This window comes from Serratia sp. Ag1 (assembly GCF_000743355.1).
GTDB lineage: Bacteria > Pseudomonadota > Gammaproteobacteria > Enterobacterales > Enterobacteriaceae > Chania.
Window position 1 is genome coordinate 1 of sequence record NZ_JQEI01000007.1, and the last position, 24,785, is coordinate 24,785.

18 protein-coding genes and 1 pseudogene are annotated in these 24,785 nt (G+C 53.5%); 11 read left to right on the forward strand and 8 right to left on the reverse strand.

Annotated elements, in window-relative coordinates:
• The 4 genes from IV04_RS03785 to IV04_RS03800 all read left to right on the forward strand — a co-directional run.
• Positions 1-3,670: Ig-like domain-containing protein (locus IV04_RS03785; RefSeq protein WP_152562797.1), on the forward strand; the 3,670-nt coding region annotated here is incomplete at its 5' end.
• A gap of 197 nt (positions 3,671-3,867) precedes the next feature.
• Entirely contained in the window at positions 3,868-4,779 is a 912-nt protein-coding gene (locus IV04_RS03790; RefSeq protein WP_051916644.1) for an OmpA family protein, read from the forward strand.
• Between the two features lie 334 nt (positions 4,780-5,113).
• Entirely contained in the window at positions 5,114-7,402 is a 2,289-nt protein-coding gene (locus IV04_RS03795) for a type I secretion system permease/ATPase (RefSeq protein WP_051916646.1), read from the forward strand.
• 101 nt (positions 7,403-7,503) lie between these two features.
• On the forward strand, positions 7,504-8,691 hold the full coding sequence (locus tag IV04_RS03800; RefSeq protein WP_231566319.1) for an HlyD family type I secretion periplasmic adaptor subunit: 1,188 nt from the start codon (positions 7,504-7,506) through the stop codon (positions 8,689-8,691).
• Positions 8,692-8,731: 40 nt separating this feature from the next.
• On the opposite strand, the gene IV04_RS03805 is transcribed toward IV04_RS03800, so the two are convergent.
• Both IV04_RS03805 and IV04_RS03810 read right to left on the reverse strand, forming a co-directional pair.
• Complete coding sequence (locus IV04_RS03805; RefSeq protein WP_037403859.1) at positions 8,732-9,505, reverse strand: amidohydrolase; 774 nt, start codon at positions 9,503-9,505, stop codon at positions 8,732-8,734.
• Entirely contained in the window at positions 9,493-10,653 is a 1,161-nt protein-coding gene (locus tag IV04_RS03810) for a pyridoxal phosphate-dependent aminotransferase (RefSeq protein WP_037403858.1), read from the reverse strand. The genes IV04_RS03805 and IV04_RS03810 overlap by 13 nt, the downstream gene beginning before the upstream one ends.
• A 117-nt stretch (positions 10,654-10,770) precedes the next feature.
• Here IV04_RS03810 and IV04_RS03815 point away from each other — a divergent pair, with 117 nt between their 5' ends.
• From IV04_RS03815 to IV04_RS03825, 3 genes are read left to right on the forward strand one after another with little or no spacing between them, the layout of a single operon-like run.
• Positions 10,771-11,385: a methylthioribulose 1-phosphate dehydratase gene (locus IV04_RS03815; RefSeq protein WP_037403857.1), complete on the forward strand. Its 615-nt coding sequence runs from the start codon at positions 10,771-10,773 to the stop codon at positions 11,383-11,385.
• Complete coding sequence (mtnC, locus tag IV04_RS03820; RefSeq protein WP_037403855.1) at positions 11,382-12,071, forward strand: acireductone synthase; 690 nt, start codon at positions 11,382-11,384, stop codon at positions 12,069-12,071. Before IV04_RS03815 ends, mtnC begins: the two co-directional genes overlap by 4 nt.
• Positions 12,068-12,610 carry an acireductone dioxygenase gene (locus IV04_RS03825; protein ID WP_037403853.1) on the forward strand — a complete coding sequence of 181 codons (543 nt, stop codon included), beginning with the start codon at positions 12,068-12,070 and terminating at the stop codon, positions 12,608-12,610. Before mtnC ends, IV04_RS03825 begins: the two co-directional genes overlap by 4 nt.
• Positions 12,611-12,671: 61 nt before the next feature.
• Here IV04_RS03825 and IV04_RS03830 read toward each other — a convergent pair whose 3' ends face one another.
• The 3 genes from IV04_RS03830 to IV04_RS03840 form a co-directional block, all read right to left on the reverse strand.
• Positions 12,672-12,926, reverse strand: coding sequence for a SemiSWEET transporter (locus tag IV04_RS03830; RefSeq protein WP_037403851.1), 255 nt, complete (start codon positions 12,924-12,926; stop codon positions 12,672-12,674).
• A gap of 2 nt (positions 12,927-12,928) precedes the next feature.
• On the reverse strand, positions 12,929-14,350 hold the full coding sequence (melB, locus tag IV04_RS03835; RefSeq protein WP_037403850.1) for a melibiose:sodium transporter MelB: 1,422 nt from the start codon (positions 14,348-14,350) through the stop codon (positions 12,929-12,931).
• Positions 14,351-14,430: 80 nt separating this feature from the next.
• Positions 14,431-15,783 carry an alpha-glucosidase/alpha-galactosidase gene (locus tag IV04_RS03840; RefSeq protein WP_037403849.1) on the reverse strand — a complete coding sequence of 451 codons (1,353 nt, stop codon included), beginning with the start codon at positions 15,781-15,783 and terminating at the stop codon, positions 14,431-14,433.
• A 266-nt stretch (positions 15,784-16,049) separates the two neighbouring features.
• Between IV04_RS03840 and melR the strand changes: the two are divergent.
• A pseudogene (gene melR / locus IV04_RS03845) lies at positions 16,050-16,961 on the forward strand (transcriptional regulator MelR); the annotation flags it as partial.
• On the opposite strand, the gene mtnA reads toward melR, so the two are convergent.
• A complete protein-coding gene (mtnA, locus tag IV04_RS03850) occupies positions 16,962-17,990 on the reverse strand; it encodes an S-methyl-5-thioribose-1-phosphate isomerase (protein ID WP_037403847.1) in 1,029 nt (342 codons plus the stop codon).
• A 128-nt stretch (positions 17,991-18,118) separates the two neighbouring features.
• Between mtnA and mtnK the strand changes: the two genes are divergently transcribed.
• The gene (gene mtnK, locus IV04_RS03855; RefSeq protein WP_037403846.1) at positions 18,119-19,318 is read left to right on the forward strand and encodes an S-methyl-5-thioribose kinase; all 1,200 of its coding nucleotides are present in this window, start codon (positions 18,119-18,121) and stop codon (positions 19,316-19,318) included.
• Positions 19,319-19,528: 210 nt separating this feature from the next.
• On the opposite strand, the gene fadE is transcribed toward mtnK, so the two are convergent.
• Positions 19,529-21,985, reverse strand: a complete 2,457-nt coding sequence (gene fadE, locus IV04_RS03860) for an acyl-CoA dehydrogenase FadE (protein ID WP_037403845.1) — start codon at positions 21,983-21,985, stop codon at positions 19,529-19,531.
• 251 nt (positions 21,986-22,236) lie between these two features.
• On the opposite strand from fadE, the gene lpcA reads away from it, so the two are divergent.
• Together lpcA and IV04_RS03870 are read left to right on the forward strand one after the other, a co-directional pair.
• Positions 22,237-22,818, forward strand: coding sequence for a D-sedoheptulose 7-phosphate isomerase (gene lpcA, locus IV04_RS03865; RefSeq protein ID WP_037403842.1), 582 nt, complete (start codon positions 22,237-22,239; stop codon positions 22,816-22,818).
• 124 nt (positions 22,819-22,942) lie between these two features.
• Positions 22,943-23,737 (forward strand): class II glutamine amidotransferase, encoded by a 795-nt coding sequence (locus IV04_RS03870; protein WP_037403841.1) that lies wholly within the window; start codon positions 22,943-22,945, stop codon positions 23,735-23,737.
• On the opposite strand, the gene dpaA is transcribed toward IV04_RS03870, so the two are convergent.
• Complete coding sequence (gene dpaA, locus IV04_RS03875; RefSeq protein ID WP_037403839.1) at positions 23,681-24,439, reverse strand: peptidoglycan meso-diaminopimelic acid protein amidase; 759 nt, start codon at positions 24,437-24,439, stop codon at positions 23,681-23,683. The genes IV04_RS03870 and dpaA overlap by 57 nt on opposite strands.
• Positions 24,440-24,785 lie beyond the last annotated feature (346 nt).

The following is a 24,785-nucleotide window of genomic DNA, read 5'->3' on the forward strand; positions in this document are numbered from 1 at the left end:
GGACGATGTGGGCAGCGTACAGTCGCAGAACATGCAGAGCGGCAGTGCGACAGATGACCCGACGCCAACGCTGGCAGGCCGTGCAGAAGCCAACAGCATCGTGAAGGTCTACGACCAGAACGGGTTGCTGGGCTCGGCACAGACCAACGCCAGTGGGCAGTGGAGCTTTACCCCGACCAGCACATTGTCGGAAGGCGAGCACCGCTTCACGGTGACGGCGACGGCCAAGGCGGGTAACGTCCGCGATCCGTCGAACACCTTTACCCTGATGCTGGACTTCACGGCACCAGATGCCGTTATCGCTATCACGTCGATCAGTGATGATCTGGGGATCAGTAACTCCGACTTTAATACCAGCGATAACACGTTGTTGATTAACGGTACGCTGAACAAGGCGTTGCAGCCTGATGAGTGGGTCGAAGTCAGCCTGGACGGTGGCAAAACCTGGACCAAAGCGGCCAGCACCACCGCCAGCAACTGGACCGTGGATCTGCAAAGTCAACCGCTGAACTCGGGTGACTACACCATCGAAGCACGGGTGGTCGATCTGGCAGGCAATATCGGTAACACCGATTCGCATGCGCTGACCATCGCAACCGGTGGGCCGAACCTGAATGGTTTGGCTACCACTACGGGTATTTCTACCGATACCAGCAATGGTCTGGTGAGTGGCGATCTGTTCAGCCACAGTGCGACGGCGATCGACAACGATATGGTCACCCGTGACCGTACCGTGACGTTGAACGGTAACCTGAGTGCGGCACTGCAGACCAACCAGTATCTGCAGATCTCGTTGGACAATGGGACGACCTGGACAACGTTGTTGTCACAGAGCGGCAGCCAGTGGAACTACACGCTGGATGCGGTCACGCAGAGCACCACGGTGAACTATCAACTGCGGGTGATTGATTCTGCTGGTAACGTTGGGGTCAACACCCACTTTGCCAACAGCTATCAGGTGGTGATCGATCTGGATTCCCCGGATGCGATCCTCGGTGCGCCTAATGTGCCGCAGATTGTGGACAACAGCACCACGTTCGTCTTCAACAGCAGCCAGTACGGCAAGGTGGAAGCCGGGGCGATTGTGTCCCTGGTCAGCGACGTGAACCGTAACGGCACCTACCAGGAAGGTCTGGATCAGGTGATCGGGTTTGCCAAGGCTAACGCGGACGGTACCTGGACGCTGAGCACCACATTGCCATCCGGTGCGCATAACATCGCGTTTATGGTGTGGGATGAGGCGGGTAACCGTTCGGCCATGAGTTCTGCTACCAGCATCGGGGTAACCGAGGGGAGTGGCAGTACGCTGATTGAGCAGAAGTGGGGCGGCACGACCGATGCGGACGGTTATGGCCTGAACGCCGCGGCAGTGACCATCGGGCAGGACGGGTTGTGGTCGTTCTTCCAGAGCGTGCGTGGCACCTCGGGGATCGCGACAGCCAACGCTGGGCGTGTGTACAACATGACGTCGCAGGAGGATTACACCTCAACCTATCTGGCACAGCCTTCAAACGTGACAGAGGCGAGTTACGGTCGTTTTATCAACTCGGCCACCTTTGCGGATATCAACCGCGATGGCTTGACCGATGTGATGTCGCAGGTCAGTTCGTACGGTAACGCCAACCGGACCGCCTACTGGATGCAGAATGCTGACGGCAGCTATACGGCGCAGGCACTGGACCAGGGCACGTTGAACCACCTGGGTGGGGTGATTGCCTATGACCGTGAAGGCGATGGTTATCTGGACTTCGTATTGGCTGACTCAGAAGCCGACTCCATCTCGTTCATCAAGAACGTCAATGGAACGCTGACTTACGAGAAAGGGACGCTGGCAAACGGGACTGCTGCACCTAACGGGCATCCTGGTGGGGCTATTCCTTCCGGTCTGAGTGTGTTGCACGAAGTGGGCGCGGTGGATATCGATAACAACGGTACGGTAGATATCACCGCGCACATTGACTACAACGGCACAACGTTAGTAGGCAATGCTTCACGTGGCTTGGGGATCCTGTATAACCAGACCAACGGCACCACTTCGACCACCTTTGGTGAGGTAGGCTATTATGCCAACGTGTTCCGCAGCGACGGTGCGACCGACTACGGTAACCTGTCGATTTCCATGACCTACGCCGACTACAACGGTGATGGCTGGCTGGATCTGTTTATCAGTCGTGGGGCGAAAAATGCGGTGGACGGTAACGAGAGCCGCATCTACCTGAACGACGGCACCGGCAAGCTGCTGGCGACCGATGCGCAGGCGCTGTGGTTTGGTGACAGCCTGGACGGCGGTACCTCGCTGGCGGTGGACTGGAACCACGATGGCAAGATGGACATCATCGAAGTGCCTCGTTCGGGTGTGACCGGTAGCCCGGTGCTGTATCTGAACCAGGGTAACAACGTGTGGGGGACCAATGCGGTCAGCCTGACCAGCCAGACCTACAGCAACCTGACGGGTGCGGTGGCGCTGGATTACGACTGGGATGGCTCGATGGACCTGGTGCTGTACCGCTCCGGTGCGGATGGGGCGGTGGTGTCTGGCGATGCGTCAGCGCCAACGCTGCTGGTGAAGAACACCAACATCGCGGCAGACGGTACCAGCCTGCAGATCCGTATTGTTGACGGCAACGGCATCAATACCTTCTACAGCAACACCGTCAAGCTGTATGACTCGCACGGTAACCTGGTGGCGACGCAACTGATTAACCCGCAGGCGTCCGGCTCCAGCAATAGCATGGGTCTGGTGAGCTTCTTCGGCCTGAAAGCGGACGAAGTGTACTCGGTACAGCTGTTGCGCATCACCAACGGTGCAGCCAACCACGTGGGGGCGTTTGCCGGTGAGCAGGGTGGCAACATCAACACCACCGTCAACGAAAACTGGGGCGGGTTGACCACCGGCAAGGCGCATGATGCTTATGTGCTGACGGCGGAAAACACCAATGATGTCAACAATACCATTGGCAGCAGCGGGATCACTGGCACCGGGTATAACGACACCTTCTTCAGTTCAGCGGGTGACGATACCTATACCGGCGGTGGTGGCTGGAACCAGACCGTGAGCGGTCAGGCGGTCTGGAGTGCAACGGCGGGGATGGACATCGTCGATTACAGTCGGGCACCGGGCGCCATTACGGCCAACCTGTGGACAGGCACTGCGACGGGTCACGGTAACGACAAGCTGGTGAGTATCGAAGGCTTGATCGGGAGCAATCAGGGCGACACCTTCACTGACAACTCGGCCAACAACCTGTTTGAAGGCCGGGGTGGCAATGACACGTTCTACCTGATTAACGGTGGCAACGACACGCTGATGTACAAGGTGTTGGCGGGTATGGAAAGTGACGGGACGGGCGGTAACGGTCACGACACGGTCCATGGCTTCCACGTGGGCAACGTTGCAACGGACAATGACGCCGATCTGATCGACCTGAGCGATCTGCTGGACTACAACGGTCCGATCTCCTTCTTCCAGGACGATGGCAAGATGGAGCTGGACTACTCTTCCCAAGGTATTCTCAAGTACCTGAAGGTAGAGACCAGCGGGGCCGACACGGTGATCAGTATTGACCGTGATGGTCAGGGTGGACAGCATGCCTTTACCGGCGTTGTAACGTTATCCAACGTGCATACCGATCTGGAAACGTTATTGCAGAATAACCAAATTATTGTTTAACCGATAAAACGCCCACGGTTCAAGACCGTGGGCCATTCCCCAGCGGCTCTGTGTCTAGGCAGCAACCGTTGAGAGAAAAATGGTAAAGCAGATTGGTATTTTAATTTTGTGCATCAGCAGCAGATAAATCTTCAGCGACTGCTCGGGTCAATCGACGCGAGAGAAGATGTATGCGGTGATTTTGGAGTTATTGAATAATGAAAGTTGTTTATCATGGACGTAAGTCAGTCAAAGTTTCGTTGATTGCTTTGGTGGCGGGGGTATTTTCTTTCGGCGCTATGGCCGAACAGCAACCTGCGCGTGCTGGATCAGATGTAGCGCATGTGGCGCATTCATTCGGTGCAGATCAGTATCGGCCCGTTGCCGATGTTACTGCAGATCTGGCTCAGGTGGTGTTTTACTATCCGCAAGGGGAACTGCCAGCGGCTATTTATGTGGATCGTGAACTGCAATCAGCGTTATTGCCTGGCGAGTTTAGTGTGTTCTGCGTTAAGCCTGGGGTACATGCTGTTGAATCATACTTTAACGATCAGCCAAACTACCAGGGAAAACAAAACCCGACTCACCAATTAACAATGAAAGCAGGGGGGACTTATTTCCTGCAGGTTAACCCAGGTTCTAAAGGGACTACGACCGCATTGGCAGATCGTGTGATGGCTGAGAGCGAATTAAATTCTCTGCGCAAGCAGACGCGTATTGTGAACCGGGCTTCTCAGGTCAAACCGTGCGAATACGTGAACGCCAGTAATGCCTTGTTGCTCCAAGAAACGGTACTGTTTCAGTTTGGCAAGAGCGATGCCAAAGCAATCTTACCTGAGTCGCAGGCTAAACTGCGTACTGTAATTGATTTTATCAAGCGGGCACCGGGTGCTGTAGCTGTTGAACTGCACGGTTACACCGATGCGGTTGGTCACCCTGAGTCTAATGTGCGGCTTTCTAACGCCAGAGCTCAGGCGGTACGCAGTTTATTGACTCAGGCAGGGGTTGCGCCTTCCCGCATCGTGGCAGTTGAAGGCATGGGCGTTGCGCCAAGTGCTGAAGGTTGTGCGGCAGGCCAGGATATGGGGTGTAATATCAATAGTCGGCGTGTCGATATCATCGTCAAGTAACAACCCCCAAGTCACTCGAAGTATGAAGGGTATAAAATAGTTAATGCAAAAATAGGCCATAATATTAGGTGGCCTATTCATTTATTATAAATCCTGGCTGCAATAGCTTAAAGTTCCTTTCTGATTAAAAGTCAATTATTAAAGTGTTTCAGTATAATCCTAATTGGATTATATTTAATCTTGCTTGCATCTTTTTTTTGTATTTTCATGTTTTAAAATGGTTTTTTTTTGTGATTGGTGCGTTGGCTTGCGAGGGGGTATTTCCTTTGCTACGCTTAAATATAATTAAGTATAACCAATTAATGCAGGTTATTTATGAAGCCAGAGAGCAGCTATGAGTGAGCAAATTACTCCTCCGCCCGTATTAGAATCCACTGACTTTGATAATATTGAAGATAATGCTAAAGATTCATTGCTATGGGCAGTTGAATGGTTATGCCAGCATCATAATAAGTTCGCAAGCAAAGAAGTGTTATACGCGGGATTACCGCGTGGCGAAAAGTTGACGCCGGAACTTGCTCTACGGATGCTGGGGCAAGTGGGTATTTCTGGTGGATGGATAAAAAGAGATCTGGGCAAGCTCTCTTCTTATCTTATGCCTTTGGTACTGGCTTGCAATGATGGCAGCTATTGCATCATCACTTCACGTAGTGGTAAACGCGGCGATCAGCAATATCAGGTGATCGTGCCGGAAAGTGGCGGTACTTTGCAGATGTCTGAGGGCGATCTGGCCACTCTGTATAGTGGGTACGCGATGTTGGCGAACCCGCAACCCAAACTTGATAAGCGTACAGATGACGAAATCCTGCCAGAGGCTAACCGCGAAGGGCACTGGCTGTTTTCAACCCTGTGGCGCTATCGTCACTATTTTTACAGCGCGGCGCTGGCTGCTTTGCTGGCCAATATTCTGACGCTGGCTAGTACATTTTTCACCATGAACGTTTATGACCGCGTGATCCCGACTCAGGCTTATGTGACCTTATGGTCGCTGGCGATTGGGGTATTGATTGCGATTGTCTTTGAATTCATCTCACGGCAAGTGCGTACTTATCTGATTGATGTGGCAGGTAAGAAAGCCGATCTGATTCTGGGGGCTAAATTGTTCCGCCAGGTGATGGCAATGCGCATGGAGAGCAAACCGCAGTCAACGGGGTCTTTTGCTAACCAATTACGCGATTTTGAAGCCGTTCGGGATTTTGTAACATCAGCGACCTTATCAACGCTGTCAGATTTGCCGTTCTGTATCCTGTTTATGCTGATCATCTATCTGATCGGGGGGCAACTGGCGATCGTACCGTTGATTGCAATCCCTATTATTTTGTTGGTCAGCGTGTGTATCCAATGGCCGCTCAGCCGCTATATGGGGGAGAATATTCGTGAGATATCCCAGAAACAGGGGCTGTTAATCGAGACTATTGAGGGGCTTGAAGCGTTGAAAGCGGCCCGGGGCGAAGGCGTAATGCAAAAGCGCTGGGATGACTTCAGCGCGTTGGCGGCGGCTTCCTCCATGAAGACCCGTTACCTTTCCTCACTGACATCCAACTTCGTTAGCTTTATGCAACAGGTGACCACGGTGGTCATTGTGGTGTTTGGCGTTTATCTGATCCATGCGGGTGAACTGACCATGGGTTCGATGATTGGGGTAGTGATCCTGTCTGGCCGTTCGTTGGGGCCATTAGCTTCGGTAGTGGCTTTGGCGCTGCGTTATCAGCATGCCAAAACTGCTCTGAAATCATTGAATCAGTTGATGGAGCTACCGACAGAGCGTGATGCCGCGATTAACTATCTGCCGACGCCGAATTTCACCGGGAACCTGCAACTGAGAAAAGTCGGTTTTGCCTATCCGGTACCGGGCGTCATGGTTCCTCCTTCCATATTGGAGAACATTAATATCAATATTCACGCGGGCGAGCGGGTGGCGATTATTGGCAGCATTGGCAGTGGGAAATCGACGCTGCTACGAGTGATGGGCCGTTTGCTGCAACCACGTAGTGGCCAAATTACTATCGATGGTGTCGATGCAACACAGGTGGATCCGGCTGACTGGCGGGCTGCAGTGGGGTATGTCGGCCAGGACTGTCGATTATTCCATGGCACCTTGCGTTATAACGTCACCATTGGCAACCCGGGTGCCAGTACCGAAGAGTTTTTGCGCGTTGCGCGTATGACCGGTCTGGACCGGATAGCGGCCAAGCATCCGTTGGGCTATGACATGTCGGTAGGTGAAATGGGCAGTTCGCTGTCTGGCGGGCAAAAACAGTTGGTTGCATTGGCTCGCTGCCTGCTATTGCGGCCCAAAATTCTGCTGATGGATGAGCCTACCAGCTCAATGGATGCGTTGACAGAAACGTTGTTTATCCGTCAGCTACAGAAAGCGATAGAAGGGCAAACCCTGGTGATCGTGACCCACCGGATGTCCGTGTTGAATATTTTTGATCGGCTGATCGTGCTGGACGATGGTCGTGTGATAGCGGACGGCCCTAAAGATCAGGTTATCGCCCGGCTTAATGCCAACAGCCAGAAGAAAAACCAGCAGAATGCCCAGGCTGAAGCGGCAAAAGCAGCACCAGCGGAACCAGGTAATGGCGTTGCAGAAATCGCTGAACGGAAAAGGGGAGCATAGTGATGAAGAAAGATGGCCTTAAATCCCCAGCACAGAACGAGATCGCTACAAGCAATAAAAGCAGCAAAGAAACCGCTAGCGGGAAAGTTGAAGGCGACGATATGGCGTTTATCAATGACCTGCAAGCGGCGTTGATCTCGCAAAAAACGCCGTTCAGCATGATTATGCTGTACACGATCGCATTAGTGGTTGTGGTTGCACTGGTTTGGGCACATTTTGCCCGCGTTGAAGAGATCACGCGCGGCGACGGTAAAGTTATCCCCGCCAGTCGCGAACAGGTCATCCAGAGCCTTGAAGGCGGGATCCTCGAAGAGTTGAAAGTGCGCGAAGGCGATGTGGTTGAAAAGGGGCAGGTGTTGCTGAAGATGGATCCGACGCGTGCTGACTCCAGCTATGGTGAGTCTCGGTCGAAAGTCTTGGCATTAGAGGCCTCTATAGCCCGGTTGCGCGCGCAGGCTTATAGTACTCCGTTGGTGTTTCCGCCCGAGGTGATGGCGGAGCCCAGTATCGTCAGTGACGAAACTCAGGCTTACAATGCGCAGTTGCGAACCCTGAATGAGAGCGTGGAAGCGCTGAAGAAAAGCCTAGCGCTGGCAGAAAACGAGGTACAGCTTTCAGCCCCCTTGGCCAAAAAAGGGTTGGTGTCGGATGTGGAAATCCTGCGTTTGCGCAGGCAGGCAAACGAGTTTCAACTGCAGATTGCCGAACGCACCAACCGTTTCCGTTCTGATGCCAATAACGAACTGAACAAGCTGGAATCCGAGTTGGCACAGGCAGAGGAAATCCTGCGTGGCCGCCAAGATGTGATGCAGCGAACCACTCTGGTGGCACCAGTGCGCGGCACGGTGAATAACATCCGAATCAATACCGTAGGTGGGGTTATCCAGCAGGGGGCGGAAATCATGACCATTATCCCTCTTGAAGATAACCTGCTGGTTGAAGCCCAGATCAAACCGGCAGATGTCGCCTTTATACGCCCTGGCTTGCCCGCCACGGTCAAAATCACCGCCTATGATTACGCCATTTATGGCGGGTTGAGCGGTGTTGTGGAACACATCAGCTCGGATACTCTGATTGATGAAGAGAAAGCGCGATCTGGCCGTGGGGATTCAACCTACTATCGCGTCTATGTACGAACCGATCAGGCGGCGTTGCACGTTAAGAATAAAACTTTCCCCATTATCCCCGGGATGGTGGCGAATGTTGAAATTCGTACCGGCGAGAAAACGATACTGTCTTACTTGCTGAAACCGGTGTTAAAAGCACGCGAGGCATTCCGCGAGAGATAAGTGGCAGAGGGCGCTGCAGGCTCGCGGCGCCCTGTTATTCTCAATCTTGATAGTTGAAGCTATCGGCATCGCGCCAGGCTGGAAATGCATCACGATAGCTTTGCAGATTCTCTAACGATAATTCCGCATCTAATCGGGCTGCCATGCCCGGTTCAGTGCTGGCCAGTCGTTCCCCCTGCGGGCTGATAATCAGGCTATCACCACTATAATTCAGGCCATTGCCGTCTTCACCCACACGGTTGCAACCCGCAACGTAAACCTGATTTTCAATCGCGCGCGCGGTCAACAACGTTTGCCAGTGCAGGCTGCGCGGCGCAGGCCAGTTGGCGACGTACAGCGCCAGATCGTAATCCTGCTGATAACGTGACCAGACCGGGAAGCGCAGGTCGTAACAGATTTGCGGCAGAATACGCCAGCCGCGCCATTCAAACACTTCGCGCCGGGTTCCTGCCTGATAATGCAAGTGCTCACCTGCCATACGGAACAAATGGCGTTTATCGTAGAAATGCACCTTGCCGCCGGGTTCGACCAACAGGAAACGGTTAACCGCCCCCTCTGCGGTTTTTAGCGCCACGCTGCCACCGATCAGGGCGTTGGTTGTTACCGCCCAGCTATGCAACCAGTCGATGACCTGTTGCTCTGGCAAGGCGCTTTCACCGGCATCCATAGCAAATCCGGTGGTAAACATTTCCGGTAACACGATCAGATCGCGGCCAGTCATTGGCGCAAGTAACGCGTCGAACTGGCGCAGATTGGCTTTGCCATCACGCCAGACCAGAGGTTGCTGCAATAGGCTAATTTTCAAAGTCGACATAACCGCTCCGCGGCTGCGTCCAGCGTGGCATCCTGTTTAGCGAAGCACAGCCGGATCAATTGATGAGGAAAAGGTTCGGCACAGAAGACGGAAAGAGGGATTGCCGCTACGCCTGCGTGCTCGGTTAACCAACGGCAGAAAGCCACATCATCCAGATCGGAAATGGCGCTGTAATCTGCCAGCAGGAAGTAGGTTCCTGCGCTCGGCAGAATTTTCAGCCTGCTGCTCGCCAAAGCCTGCACAAAACGATCGCGTTTGGCAAGGTAGAATACGGGTAACTGCTGCCAATGTGCGGGTTCTGCCCGTAGCATATCGGCCAAGGCCAACTGGGCCGGAGTGTTAACGGAAAAGGTCAGGTATTGGTGAACCTTGCGCACTTCGGCACTCAGTGCGGCAGGCGCGACGCAGTAACCCACTTTCCAGCCGGTCATATGAAAGGTTTTACCGAAGGAAGAGACGGCAATGGCCCGCTGGCGCAGTTGCGGATGTGCCAGCACGCTGGTATGGCCGCCAGCGGCAAAACAAATGTGCTCGTACACTTCGTCACTCAGCACGTAGATTTCGTGCTCTGCAATTGCTGCCCACAGTTGTTGCATATCTGCTGCATGCCATGCCGTGGCACAAGGGTTATGCGGAGTATTGAGGATCACCAGCCGGGTGCGCGGCGAGATCAAGGTGGCAAATTGCTGCCAATCCACTTTGAAGGCTGGTGGTTGCAAAGTGAGACGTTTTAACTCACCGCCGGAAAGCTGCACTGCCGGGGCATAGCTGTCGTAGCTGGGATCAAAGCAAATCACTTCGTCGCCAGGGCGTACTAGGGCGCTGATGGCGGCGAACAGAGCTTCTGTTGCGCCTGCGGTAATGGTCACTTCGCTGGTGGCATCTGGCTGCCAACCATAAAGTTGCGCAGTTTTTTCAGCAATGGCTTCACGCAACGGGGCAACGCCGGTCATCGGCGCATACTGGTTGGCCCCTTGGCTGACGTGCCAGCTCAGGCGCTGTTTCAGATACTCCGGGCCGTCAAAGTCCGGGAACCCTTGCGACAGATTAATCGCCTGATGTTGTTGGGCCAGCGCACTCATCTGGGTAAAAATGGTGGTGCCGAGGGCCGGTAATTTGCTTGCGGGAATCAGGGGTGAAGTGCTCATTTCAGGTTTTTACTCTAGGCGCTTGTGTTGCCAACAATATAACACGGTGTTAACCTTTGGCAATCAAGACGTTTAGATGGCTATATCCTTTTCGCTAACTTGCAGGAAACCGAGTGAATGACCGCAAACCCGCAACTTGATGCGTTACTGGCTGCATGCCACTGGATAGGTGACAAGGGCTGGTGCCCGGCGACCGGTGGTAATATGTCGCTGCGCCTTGATGGTGAACGCTGTTTGGTCACCGAGTCTGGTAAAGACAAAGGCCGCCTGACGGAGCAGGATTTTTTACCGGTGGACATCGCCAGCAATCAGGCCCTGAGTGGCCGCACGCCTTCGGCAGAAACCGGCCTGCATACTTTGATCTACCGCTTGTATCCTGAGGTAACGGCGATCCTGCATACCCACTCGGTGAATGCTACCGTGCTGTCCCGCGTGGAGAAGAGTGGGGCGCTGGTGCTGCAAGGGTATGAGATGCAAAAATCCCTCAGCGGACAGCACAGTCATTTGAATCGCGTAGAAATACCGATTTTTGATAACGACCAGAATATTGACGCGCTAGCGGCCCGCGTTGCGGCTTATGCAGAAACCACAGCGTTACCATACGGTTTGTTGGTGCGAGGGCACGGGCTGTATTGCTGGGGCAAACAGGTGGCAGAAGCCCGCCGCCATCTTGAAGGTTTGGAGTTCCTGTTCCAGTGTGAACTGCAATGCCGCTTATTGGAGGCTCAATGATCCGCGCGATTGTGACCGATATTGAAGGCACCACCAGCGATATCCGCTTTGTTCATCAGGTGTTATTCCCTTATGCCCGCGAGCGCTTGGCCGCGTTTGTACGAGCCCAGGCTGCCGACGCGGAAGTCGCCGAAGCGCTGACCGCATTACGCGCAGAGATTGCCCAGCCGGATGCGGATCATGAGCAGCTGATAGCGGCGCTTTATCGCTTTATGGATGAAGATCGCAAATCGACCGCGCTGAAAGCCTTACAGGGGATGATTTGGCGCGCGGGTTATCACAACGGTGATTTTCGTGGTCATCTCTACCCGGAAGTAGCCGGGCAACTGGTGGCCTGGCAGCAGCAAGGGATCAAGCTGTACGTCTATTCTTCTGGCTCGGTGGAGGCGCAGAAACTGCTGTTTGGTTACAGCGACGCGGGTGATCTGCGGCCTTTGTTCAGTGGCTATTTTGATACCCGCGTAGGCGCTAAGCGTGAAACCGGGTCTTATCAGAATATCGCCCGGGATATCGCGCTGGAACCCGCAGAGCTGTTGTTTCTTTCTGATATTCATCAGGAACTTGATGCAGCACGGGCTGCGGGTTGGCGCACTTGTCAGTTGATTCGCGATGTGGCCGATCCTCAGAGCCAGCATCCACAGGTAAACCATTTCGAACAGATTGACTTGAGGGAGTTTGTGGCATGAGTGGATTAACGATCTTCAGTGACGCAGAACCACAACGGGTGCTGTGGCAGAGTAACGACGAGCAGGCTATTCAGCAGCAATTGGCACAGATTGGCGTGCGTTTTGAGCGCTGGCAGGCGGATCGCGAGTTGGGGGATAATCCGCAGCCAGATGCGGTGATTGCTGCCTATCAGCATGAAATCGATCGGCTGGTGGCAGAAAAAAACTATCAGAGTTGGGATGTCATTAGCCTGCGCCCGGATAACCCACAGCGCCAGGAACTGCGTGGCAAATTTTTAGCCGAGCATACTCATGGCGAAGACGAAGTGCGCTTCTTTGTGGAAGGGAGAGGGCTGTTCTGCCTGCATCTGGCGGGCAAGGTGTTCCAGATCCTGTGTGAGAAAAACGATCTGCTCTCGGTGCCAGCTAATACCCGCCATTGGTTTGATATGGGTTCAGCACCAGACTTTGTCGCGATCCGCCTATTTGATAATCCACAAGGCTGGGTAGCGCAATTTACCGGTGACAAGATTGCCGATGCTTTCCCGCGTTTGGCTTAATTTCGATTCTGAGCGGGCTTTTCTCCTGCCTGATGAACCGGCAGGAGAAAATATCAAAGGTTCAACGATTTCGGTACTTAATCACCAGAATCGGCAGGGCAAACAGCAACGTCAGCAGGTTAGCCAGGCTGACGGCCATATTGCCGATCAACACGCCATAAATCAGCCACAGCAGTAAACCTGCCACAAACATCGCGTACATCAACAAAGAGATGCCCTGCGTATTGCGGGTGGAGATCACCTTGATGGCCTGTGGCAAAAAAGAGAGCGTTGTCAGGCTGGCTGCCAGATAACCGATAAGTGAAACCCACTCCATAATCACCCCTTGGCTTCCGCTTCTGGCAACAGAATGCGGCCTGTTTCCGGCATTGGCTCATCCAGCGTCTGGCGATATTTATCCTGCAGATGGGTCTGGATTTGGTGCTGAAAATTGCCGTTCAGTTTATAAAGCCGGAAGTAGATAAACAGCGTTATGCAGAAGAACAGCGCCGGTAACGCGATCATGATGAATTGCATGCCGACCACGGTCTCTGGTGATTGGGCAACATTAGGCACATAACCGACGATGCCGAGCACCAGGCTGATAAAAAATGCCGACAGGGCCGATCCCGCCTTCACCACCAGTGTTTGCACCGAATAGGCGATACTCTCACAGCGCACATTAAGCTTGTACTCGCCGTAGTCGACGGTATCGGCCACCATGATCACCTGTAACACCCAGAACAGCGCGGTGCCAATATTGAGTAACACCCCTGCCAGTGAGATCAGCAACAGGTTGTGATAGCCCGCAGTGGCGATGCCCAGCAGTACACCGCCGCCAAGAATCGGCATGATCGAAGCTCCGGCCCACAGGATACGGCGTGAAAGCGTCTTCACCAAACGCGGGAACAGGATCAGCGTAATCAGGTTAGCAGCCCCGGCGTAAGACATGTAATAGGGGAAGAGTTCTGCATCGCCAATCACGTAGGTGAAGTAGTAAATCGCAAAACCAGTGATGACGTTGGAAGCGATGTTGTAGGCCAACGCCATGCCGAGCAGGCAGGAGAGCTGATCATTTTTGTAGATCAACCCGATCATGGTTCTCAGGTTGATCCGGTTGGCACCCTCTGCTGTGTTATCAGAGGAATACACCTCTTTGACGTTACGCAGGGTGATAATGGTTGAAGCGACAAAGAAAGCGATCAGAACCAGAGTAAACATCTGGAACCCGAACCCGCGATCGCCACCGCCCACGTAATTGACGAAAGGCAGCGTTACCCCGGCGGTAACAAACCCGGCCAAGCTGGCGAAGAAGCGTGGATAGGGCACTAATTCCTCACGCTCGCGCTTATCCAACGTGATGGTGGGTACCAGCGACCAGAAAGGAATATCCATCAGGGTATAGGTCATGCCCCAAAGAATATAGGTCACGATGACAAACACCAGTTGCGCCGTCCCCTCAAAGTGGTGGGCGCTGAACAGCAGAAAAAGCACGATGGAGTTAGTGATTGTGCCGATCAGGATCCAGGGTTTGAACTTCCCCCAGCGTGTGCGGGTATTGTTAACAATCCAGCCCATGATCGGATCGTTGAGGGCGTCCCAGATGCGCGCAACCAGGAATAAGCTCCCGACGATACCCACCGATAACCCCACCACATCGGTGTAGTAATACATCAGGTACATGTAAACAATGCCGATGGCGAAGTCTTTACCGAAAGCGCCAAAACCGTAGCTGAACTTGGTGGTTATTGAAACACTCATAGGGTACAGGGTCACCGTTGCCAGCGCCCTCCTGCTGTTTAATGGGGATCAGGTGCCCGGCACCTGACGATCGCAAAGCGTTATCCGTGCAGCCAGGCTGGCAGCCAGTCACCATGAGCGGCGATCAGATCGTCAACCAGTGCATAGATTTCCTCGATGCCCAATACCGCAGCGGTATGCGGATCCATCATGGTGGCGTAGTAAACGTACTCTTTGTTTTCCGTCAGAATGGCTTCGGTCAGCAGCGTCTGCACGTTGATGTTGGTCTGCATCAGCGCGGCCAGATGTGAGGGGAGTTTGCCCACTTTGGTTGGGCGGATACCGTTGGCATCCACCAGACAGGCGACCTCCACGCAGCATCCCTGCGGCAGGTTATCGATCAGGCCATCGTTACGCACGTTGCCATAGATCACGTTGGGTTCACCGGTCCACAGCGCGTTCATGATGGTGCTGGCATATTCGTTGGACTGCTTAATCTCAATGCGATCCGCCGTTTTGTACTCTTCAAGTTCCCGCTGCCAGTTCGCTAACTGTTCAACGCACCGTTTCGGATATTCATCCAGCGGCACTTTGTAACGTTCGATCAGGTCAGCTCGCTCTGGCTTGATAAACCACGGGGTATATTCCGCAAAATGCTCAGAAGATTCGGTCACAAAGTAGCCCAGTTTTTTGAACATTTCATAGCGCACAATGTTCTGGCAACGCGGGTTACCGTGAATATTGGCTTTCGGTGCCTGGCCGCTGGCGTAGGCATTCAGCAGATCGGGATAAATACTGCGGTACTGACCATCAGCCTCTTTTTTCTCCAGCTCAAGGTAAAAGGCCATATGGTTGATCCCGGCACTGCGATAGCGTAATTCGCTGGCGTCGATATTCAGGTCGCGCGCCAGTTCTTCTGCCGTGCCCTGCACGGAGTGGCACAGCCCAACCTGCTTAATCTGCGGATAGCGGGCATACATTGCCCAAGTGTTCATCGCCATGGGGTTGACGTAGTTAAGCATGGTGGCGTTTGGGCAAACTTCTGTCATGTCTGCGCAGATCTGCCACAGGTGTGGGATGGTGCGCAGTGCCCGCATAATGCCGCCGGGGCCCAGCGTGTCGGCGATGGTTTGTTCCAGACCATGGCGTTTGCACACGTCAAAATCAGTGACGGTGCAGGGCTCATAACCGCCAATCTGAAAAGCGACCACCACAAAGTCCGCCCCGCTGAGGGCCGCTTTCTGATCGGTATGGCAAGTGATACGCCCGTTGGCATCGGCAGAGTCCATCAGTTTACGCACCACAATGTGCGACTCTTCCAAACGCGTTTCATCGATGTCCATCAGCGCGATATGCGCCGATTTAAACGCTTGGCGATGAAACACATCACCCAGGATGTTTTTAACAAAAATGGTCGAGCCAGCGCCGATAAAAGTGATTTTTGGGACTGACATACATGCTCTCCAGTGGCAGGTTGGGATAACGCCATGGTGGCACGACGCACGGTGGCAACGCTTCCATGTTCCCGGGTGAGCATTCCCATAAGCTCAGATTCTGCGTATCAGTCTGGTAAATCTGAGTTTATGGGACAAAAAGGGAGGAAAAGCAGAGAATGTGGGGCAGTTAATGCGAATTGTTAAGGAGATGTGGCCTCGATCGCGCCCGGTTTTCTGCGCTTATGCCACAATTGTGACCATTCAGGAAACGGGAGACGCTGGTGATGGAAAACTCTGTGGTGCGCGCTTTAGCGCCCGATCCCGATATGTGCAGCAGTACCGACCCGGTGGCGCGCAGCCCGCTGTCGCTTTATTCCGACTATCAACGGATGGACATCGAATTACGCGCCCCGCTCGCGATGGCTTCCAGCCACTGGCATGGTCAGGTGGAAGTGAATGTGCCTTTTGACAGCGATGTGGAGTACCTGATCAACGATGAGGTGGTGCAGATCAAGCAGGGGCATATCACACTGTTCTGGGCTTGTGTCCCCCATCAGCTTACTCAGGCGGGTCACTGCCAGAGCATGGCGATCCTGAATCTGCCGATGCATCTGTTTCTCTCATGGCCACTGGATCGGGAACTGATCAACCACGTCACGCATGGCATGGTGGTGAAATCGCTTACAGCCCATCAAATCAGCGCTTTTGAAGTGCAGCGCTGGCAGGTGGAACTCACCAGTGACGATGAGCAAATCCGCCAATTGGCGATTGACGAAATTGGTTTGATGCTCAAGCGCTTCAGCCTTTCCGGCTGGCAACCCATTCTGGTCAATAAAGCCGCGCGCACCCATAAAAACGGTGTTTCCAGGCACGCGCAGTTTTATGTCAGCCAGATGCTGGGGTTTATCGCCGACAACTACGATCAGGCACTGACCATTGATAGCGTGGCTGAACACGTCAAGCTCAACCCCAATTATGCCATGGGGATTTTCCAGCGCGTGATGCAATTGACCATGAAGCAGTACATTACGGCGATGCGGATCAACCATGTCAGGGCACTGCTGAGCGATACGGATAAAACCATTCTGGATATCGCGCTGACGGCGGGGTTTCGCTCAAGCAGCCGTTTTTACAGCACCTTTCACAAGTATGTTGGCATGTCGCCGCAAAAATACAGAAAACTCAGTCAACTGCGTTTAACGCAATGCCTGCTGAAAAATCCCGTCAGCGACCTGTTGCGGGGAGATGACGCCGCAGTCCAACACCCATCCGCTGATTAAGGCGGCTGGCGTGACGTCAAACGCCGGGTTATACACCGGAGCATCAATGGGTGCCCATTGGCAGGAGCCAAAGCTGCCTGCGACACCGGTCACCTCTGCGACTGCACGTTGTTCGATAGGGATCGCCGCCCCGTTTGGGCAATGCTGATCGTGGGTAGTATGCGGCGCGGCCACGTAAAACGGAATGCGGTGGTAATGTGCCAGCACCGCCAGGCTGTAAGTGCCGATTTTGTTGGCGACATCACCGTTAGCGGCAATGCGGTCGGCTCCGACCCAGACGGCATCGACTTTGCCAGCGGCCATCAGGCTGGCGGCCATCGAATCGCAAATCAGCTGGTAAGGGATACCCAATTCGCCTAACTCCCAGGCGGTGAGGCGGCCCCCTTGCAATAGCGGACGAGTTTCGTCCACCCAAACCTGTGTCACCTTGCCTTGCTGGTGGGCTCGCAGCAACACACCAATGGCGGTACCGATGCCAGCGGTGGCCAAGCCGCCGGTATTACAGTGGGTCAGCAGGCGGCTGCCCGGTAGCACCCGCTCAGCACCGTGATCGGCAATGCGATCGCACAGCGCCCGGTCTTCCTCTACCAAACGCAGTGCTTCAGTGGCCATCGCCGTAACCCAATCTGGTTGGGCCAGTGCCTGCTTCATGCGATCCAGATTATTCATCAGGTTAACTGCCGTGGGGCGCGAGGCCCGCAAAGTAAGCAACGCCTGTTCCAGCTCGGCTGGGGATAAACCACGTTCGGCCAGCAGCGCCAACAGCAGGCTGGCCGACAGGCCAATCAGCGGCGCGCCACGCACCCGCAGAGCACGGATATGCCCCACCAATTCATCCACGCTGTCGCAGGGCAGCCAGCACTTCTCCTGTGGTAGCGCCTGCTGATCGAGGATCCAAAGTCGATTTTCCTTCAGGTTCAAACTGGTCGTGTTAAGCATTTGCATTGGCAGTTAAATCCTTGTTACGCAGTGATTGCATCTGTCAGGCTATTCTGCCAACATGACTTCCAGATGTATAGATGGCTAAATGCGTTTGCCGCAAAAAATAAAAATCATCGCGAGAGGGGTTGGGGATGTCGCTTTATCGTACGTTTACTGCTGCCGATGCTGTTGAATATGCCCGCCAATACGGGCAGGTTGCCGAGCCACAGAACCTGGTGAGTGCCGATGAGATTGGTGACGGTAATCTGAACCTGGTATTTAAGATCCGCGATCATGAAGGTGTGAGCCGTGTCATCGTCAAGCAGGCGCTGCCTTATGTGCGCTGTGTGGGGGAGTCCTGGCCGTTAACGCTGGATCGGGCACGTATTGAGGCAGAGACCCTGCTGGTTCATGGTGCTTTATGCCCACGCCATACGGTGCAAGTATTACATCACGATCCTGAATTGGCGGTGATGGTGCAGGAAGATCTCTCCGATCACCACATCTGGCGCAGTGAACTGCTGAAAGGGCGTTATTATCCGTTGGCGGTTGGGCAGTTGGCGGAATACCTGGCGCAGACCCTGTTTCATACCTCAGATTTTTACCAGGATGCGCAAAAGAAAAAGGCAGAGGTTGCCCGTTTCGCTAACCCTGAACTGTGTCAGATCACCGAAGATCTGTTTTTCACCGATCCCTATATCGACCATGAACGTAATCAGTTTAATGAAGCGCTGCTACCGCAGGTGCAGGAACTACGCCATGACGCTGCCCTGAAACTGGCGGTTGCCGGGCTGAAGCATCGTTTTCTGAGTAAGGCCGAAGCATTGCTGCACGGTGATATTCACAGCGGTTCGATTTTTGTTGCAGAAGGTAAACTGAAAGCCATTGACGCCGAGTTTGGTTTCTATGGGCCGATTGGGTTTGATGTGGGTAGCGCAATGGGTAACCTGCTGCTGAATTATTGCGGTTTACCGGGGTTGCTTAGCCCACGCGAGGCGACTGCAGCGCGCGAACAGCGGTTGCAGGATGTACGTGAACTGTGGCTGATTTTTGCCGATCGTTTCCTGACGTTATGCCATCAACACACCCGCGATGTGGCATTGGCGCTGCCGGGCTATGCCGAGCAGTTTTTGCAGCAGGTTTGGCAGGATGCGGTGGGGTATGCGGGTACTGAACTGATTCGCCGCACGATTGGATTGGCCCATGTCGCCGATCTGGACAATATTACCGACCCTGAAATGCAAACTGAATGTCAACGCAGGGCGCTTAATCTCGGGCGCGCCTTGATCGCCAATGCAGCGCATGTTGAGCACGTTGATGCATTGTTGGCGCGTATTCGCCAGCATGGTTGAGAAACTAAGAAAAAGGGGCGAGGTGTATTGCCCCTGAGCTTGATGACAAAGTGTTTTTTTAACCCGAGATACCCGGGTCTAGCGCACCGAGGGGCGCTCCGGCGGCTTACGCCGCTACGACCCCTTCGGCACGCTCCCCCTAATAACGGGCTTTGTTTGCAGTCTCAGGGGCGATATGTATCGCCCCTGAGGATGGGGTAGGGTAGAAAATTATGCCACTTCAGTCTGCTGCTGGCGTTTTTCCTTCTTCGCTGGCTTTTCCGGCTTGTGTGCCGCCAGCGCTTCAGGCGCGAAGTCATCAACGTTGATCGAACGCAGACGGCTTTCTTCGGCTTTCACCAGGATTTTCGCCTCGTCAGCATTGATTTTACCTTCTTCTAACGCACGCTGTGCCAAGCGATCCAACCGGGTAAACGCCAAGCTTTTACCCATTTGCTTGCAGAGGCGCTCATGAATAGGTTCTGCAGCGATCACGTCAGCCAGTGCCGTTTCCAGCAAACCAACCGGATTATGTTCACTGGGTGCCAAATACTGGCCACGCCCCAAACGGCTGCGGGTAGCGGAAGGCTGTTGGAGGATCTTCGCCAATTGATGATCGAGGCGATCCGCAGGGGCCGAATGGACGCGGCCAAACGGGAAAACCACCACGCGCAGGGCACCCGCGATAAAGCGGTTCGGGAAGTTACGCAATAAATCATCCAGCGCTTGTTCCGCCTGATTCAGGCTGTCTTGCACACCCCAATGTACCAGCGGCAGATCTTCTTTCTGGCGGCCCTCATCTTCAAAACGTTTCAGCGTTGCCGAGGCCAGATACATCTGGCTCAGTACATCTCCCAAGCGTGCAGAGATACGTTCGCGGCGCTTCAGGCTACCGCCCAGCACCCCCATGGAAACATCAGACAGCAAGGCCAGATTGGCGCTCAACCGGTTCAAGTGCTGATAGTAGCGGCGAGTCGAATCTTTGGTCGGGCTGCTGCTGGTGCGGCCATTGGTCAAACCAAGCCACAGGCTGCGTACTTTACTGCTACCGACGTGGCCTAAGTGGCCGAGCAGGGCTTTATCGAACGCTGGCAGATCGTTGCTCTGCGCTGCCGCCATTTCTGTGAGTACATAAGGATGGCAACGGATGGCCCCTTGACCGAAGATCATCATGGTACGGGTCAGGATATTGGCCCCTTCCACGGTGATGGCAATCGGTGCTCCTTGATAGGCGCGCGCCAGGAAGTTAGATTCCCCGAGCATAATGCCTTTGCCGCCGGTGATATCCATCGCATCAATGATGGCCTGCTGACCACGGTGGGTACAATGGTATTTGACGATGGCGGACAAGACCGCTGGTTTCTCACCCTGCATCAGCGCATAGGTGATCAGCGAAGCGGCGGCATCCATCACGTAAGTGTTGCCAGCAATGCGTGCCAGTGGCTCTTCGATCCCCTCCATCTTGCCGATAGAGATTTTGAACTGACGGCGGATATGGGCATAAGCCCCGGTTGCCAACGCGATGGATTTCAGGCTGCCCGTTGAGTTGGAAGGCAAGGTGATACCGCGCCCGACCGACAGACATTCAACCAGCATACGCCAGCCCTGACCGGCCATTTTTGGCCCACCAATAATGTAGTCGATCGGTACAAACACGTCGTTGCCGCAGGTTGGGCCATTCTGGAATGGTACGTTCAGCGGGAAGTGGCGGTTGCCGATTTCTACCCCCGGGGTGTTGGTTGGGATCAACGCACAGGTAATGCCAGGGGATGCGTTAGCACTCAGCAGGTGCTCCGGGTCATGCAGTTTGAATGCCAGGCCCAGCACAGTGGCGATGGGGGCCAATGTAATGTAACGCTTGTTCCAGGTCAGGCGCATACCCAGCACCTGTTTGCCTTGCCATTCGCCCATACAGACGATGCCGGTATCTGGAATAGCGCCCGCATCGGAACCCGCTTCTGGGCTGGTCAGGGCAAAACAAGGGATTTCGTCACCACGAGCCAGGCCCGGCAGGTAGTGATTTTTCTGCTCTTCGGTGCCGTAGTGTTGCAGCAGTTCACCAGGGCCGAGGGAGTTAGGCACGCCAACGGTAATCGCCAGAATGCCGGAAACCCCTGCCAGTTTCTGCAGCACCTGAGCTTGCGCATATGGCGAAAACTCCAGGCCACCGTACTCTTTCTTGATGATCATGGCGAAGAAGCGATGCTCTTTCAGATAGGCCCACAGTTCTGGCGGCAAGTCAGCCAGTTCGTGGGTGATCTGGAAGTCATTGGCCATACGGCAGGCTTCTTCAACCGGGCCATCGATAAACGCCTGCTCTTCTTCCGTTAACTTGGGTTGTGGATAGTTGTGCAGTTTGTTCCAGTCTGGCTGACCCCGGAACAGATCGCCTTCCCACCAGGTGGTCCCGGCTTCGATGGCTTCTTTTTCCGTAGTGGACATTGGCGGCATCACTTTACGGAAAGCACGCAGCGCAGGGGCAGAAAACAGCGAGCGGCGCAGTGAAGTGATATTCAGCGGCAGCAAAATGGCCGCTAACGGCAGCAGCATCCAATAGCTCCACAGGCCGATAGCGCCCATCACCACCGTATAGGCCAGCAAAAGGAAACTGCTGAACGCCAGATTCACTCGGTGATAAAACACCACACCAATAAGTGCGAGTAGGACAACGATGCTAAGAACCATCATAAGAAGCTCCGAAGTAGTAAGAGGTCTGACCTGTTGTATATATTGGTTGTAGTCTATGTCTATACATTTATCAATGTGTTTACACTTTAATTACAACTTAAATCACAAACTGGTGATGCGTGCCGTGAAAAACTCCTGCTGTAGCTCAACACAGGTGTTGTTTCATTCACAGCACTTCTCGGTTTTTCTGCGATCCGTTACACTGCACAATTAAAGATTGACGATGCCAAAGCAAAAAAGAGGCGATCCCCATGTACCACGATTTAATTCGCAGTGAACTGAATGAAGCGGCTGATACTCTGGCGAAATTCCTCAGCGATGATGCCAACATTGATGCTATTCAACGTGCGGCGGTTTTGCTGGCCGATACCTTTAAAGCGGGTGGGAAAGTCATTTCCTGCGGCAATGGGGGCTCTCATTGTGATGCGATGCACTTCGCAGAAGAGCTGACTGGGCGTTATCGTGAAAACCGCCCAGGCTACCCGGCTATCGCGATTTCTGATGTCAGCCATCTGTCCTGTGTCAGTAACGATTTTGGTTACGACTACGTGTTTTCACGCTATGTAGAGGCCGTTGGCCGGCCAGGAGATGTGCTGCTGGGTATTTCTACCTCCGGTAACTCTTCTAACGTGATTAATGCTATCGAAGCGGCTCGCGCCAAGGGAATGCAGGTGATCACTTTAACGGGCAAAGACGGCGGCAAAATGGCGAGTGCTGCTGATGTGGAAATCCGCGTTGCGCATTTTGGCTATGCTGACCGTATTCAGGAAATCCACATCAAAGCGATTCACATCCTGATTCTGCTTATTGAAAAAGAGATGACCAAGGCTTGATGCTGCTAAGATCCTTGTTGGACTAGGTTCTTAGTCTTATGCAAGTGAGAGGCCAGTGATTAATGGTTGCGGGTAGATATGGCTGCGCCCGCAGCGTGACCAGTCATGTGAGGAGTGGCTTTCGATGTGTGAATTGCTCGGGATGAGCGCAAATGTGCCAACCGATATTTGCTTTAGCTTTAGTGGGTTGGTTCAGCGCGGTGGTGGCACCGGGCCACATAAAGATGGCTGGGGCATTACTTTCTACGAAGGTAATGGTTGCCGCACCTTCAAGGATCCACAACCGAGTTTCAATTCGCCGATCGCCCGCCTGGTGCAGGAATATCCGATCAAGTCTTGTGCGGTGGTTTCTCATATCCGCCAGGCCAATCGTGGTGAAGTGGCGTTGGAGAATACCCACCCGTTCACGCGTGAACTGTGGGGGCGCAACTGGACCTATGCTCATAACGGCCAGCTCAAAGGTTACCGCCAATTATCGACCGGTAATTTCCGCCCGGTGGGGCAAACGGACAGTGAATATGCCTTCTGCTGGCTGTTGAACCAGTTGGCGCTCAAATATCCACGTACCCCCAGCAATTGGCCCGCAGTGTTCCGCTATATTGGTCAACTTGCCGAGCAATTACGGCAGAAGGGCGTATTCAACATGCTGCTGTCTGACGGGCGTTTCGTGATGGCCTATTGCTCAACCAACCTTTACTGGATCACCCGCCGCGCACCTTTTGGCAAAGCCACCTTGCTCGATCAGGATGTGGAGATTGATTTTCAGCAACAAACCACGCCAAATGACGTGGTGACGGTGATCGCAACCCAACCGCTAACAGGCAATGAAACCTGGCACAAGATTGCGCCAGGTGAGTTTGCCTTATTTCACTACGGTGAACGGCTTGCTTTGGGTGAGCGGATTAGTGTCAACCGTTGAGGCATATTGCGTTGGCTGGCCGCTGCTGTTGACCGGGTTAGCCAGCACGTATTGACCATTGGTCACGTTAACCATCGGCGGTTGGCGATGCTTGACGAAGTATTCATAACCTGGCTTCAACTGACGCCAGAAGTTAATGTTGCTGGAGTTACGGTGGCGCTGCAGGTTCTGTTCGGTCATGCGGAACGGATAAATGCTGATGTTCACCTGAGCTTGCCCGTAGGCGAACGCTGCCTCCACATAACGATAAATCTCGTCCATATAAGTGTTGGTCATGGCGTAACAGCCAACGGATTTACATTCGCCGTGGATCATCAGATAGGCACCGGAATATCCCTGTGCTTTGTCATAATCATTCGGGAAGCCGATATTGATGGCCCGGTAATATTTGCTGTTGGGTTTCAGGTTGCGGACATCAACGCTATAAAAACCTTCCGGGCTTTTAAAGTCACCTTCACGGCGTTTGGGGCCCAAACCGCCTGAAAAATTGCAGATAGGAAAAGTATTCACCAAGCGGAATTCATTGCCCATTTTGGCATAAAGTTCCAGCTTGCGTTCTTCTTTGAATATTTGGATATAGACGGGTGAACCCAATAATTGCTGTTTAACTACCGGTGCTTCTGGAGCCTGCTCGCTGGCGCTGCAGGAGGTGATCATCGGCATACAAAATAGCATCGCAAACAACAGCGCGATTTTGCTCATTATTAATCCTGATTATATTTACTGCTGGCGTAGGGAACACCACCAACATGTTACTGGCTTATGTGATTGCATCGAATGCAACGCCAGATTACCAGTGTGTTTTTTTTGTAGCAATACAATAAGTGTATAAAAAAAATACAAACATCGATAAAAGTGAATTGACTGGCAGATTTTAACGATGAATGCGGCAAAACCATCGGTATTTAATTGCGTTTGCTTGACTCAGGTCACTAGATAGCACGGAAAAATTTTGCCAAAAAATGTTAATATCCCACCTTCGTTTTACTATCATTATTGGTTAATTAGGTGGGGTGATTTTGAACAAAATAGAATCATCCCGGCCTTG

Excerpts from the sequence above, each read along its gene's own strand:
- IV04_RS03790 (WP_051916644.1), top strand. The coding sequence starts at position 3,868 with ATGAAAGTTGTTTATCATGGACGTAAGTCAGTCAAAGTTTCGTTGATT.
- IV04_RS03795 (WP_051916646.1), top strand. The coding sequence starts at position 5,114 with ATGAGTGAGCAAATTACTCCTCCGCCCGTATTAGAATCCACTGACTTT.
- IV04_RS03800 (WP_231566319.1), top strand. The coding sequence starts at position 7,504 with ATGGCGTTTATCAATGACCTGCAAGCGGCGTTGATCTCGCAAAAAACG.
- IV04_RS03805 (WP_037403859.1), bottom strand. The coding sequence starts at position 9,505 with ATGTCGACTTTGAAAATTAGCCTATTGCAGCAACCTCTGGTCTGGCGT.
- IV04_RS03810 (WP_037403858.1), bottom strand. The coding sequence starts at position 10,653 with ATGAGCACTTCACCCCTGATTCCCGCAAGCAAATTACCGGCCCTCGGC.
- IV04_RS03815 (WP_037403857.1), top strand. The coding sequence starts at position 10,771 with ATGACCGCAAACCCGCAACTTGATGCGTTACTGGCTGCATGCCACTGG.
- mtnC (WP_037403855.1), top strand. The coding sequence starts at position 11,382 with ATGATCCGCGCGATTGTGACCGATATTGAAGGCACCACCAGCGATATC.
- IV04_RS03825 (WP_037403853.1), top strand. The coding sequence starts at position 12,068 with ATGAGTGGATTAACGATCTTCAGTGACGCAGAACCACAACGGGTGCTG.
- IV04_RS03830 (WP_037403851.1), bottom strand. The coding sequence starts at position 12,926 with ATGGAGTGGGTTTCACTTATCGGTTATCTGGCAGCCAGCCTGACAACG.
- melB (WP_037403850.1), bottom strand. The coding sequence starts at position 14,350 with ATGAGTGTTTCAATAACCACCAAGTTCAGCTACGGTTTTGGCGCTTTC.
- IV04_RS03840 (WP_037403849.1), bottom strand. The coding sequence starts at position 15,783 with ATGTCAGTCCCAAAAATCACTTTTATCGGCGCTGGCTCGACCATTTTT.
- mtnA (WP_037403847.1), bottom strand. The coding sequence starts at position 17,990 with ATGCAAATGCTTAACACGACCAGTTTGAACCTGAAGGAAAATCGACTT.
- mtnK (WP_037403846.1), top strand. The coding sequence starts at position 18,119 with ATGTCGCTTTATCGTACGTTTACTGCTGCCGATGCTGTTGAATATGCC.
- fadE (WP_037403845.1), bottom strand. The coding sequence starts at position 21,985 with ATGATGGTTCTTAGCATCGTTGTCCTACTCGCACTTATTGGTGTGGTG.
- lpcA (WP_037403842.1), top strand. The coding sequence starts at position 22,237 with ATGTACCACGATTTAATTCGCAGTGAACTGAATGAAGCGGCTGATACT.
- IV04_RS03870 (WP_037403841.1), top strand. The coding sequence starts at position 22,943 with ATGTGTGAATTGCTCGGGATGAGCGCAAATGTGCCAACCGATATTTGC.
- dpaA (WP_037403839.1), bottom strand. The coding sequence starts at position 24,439 with ATGAGCAAAATCGCGCTGTTGTTTGCGATGCTATTTTGTATGCCGATG.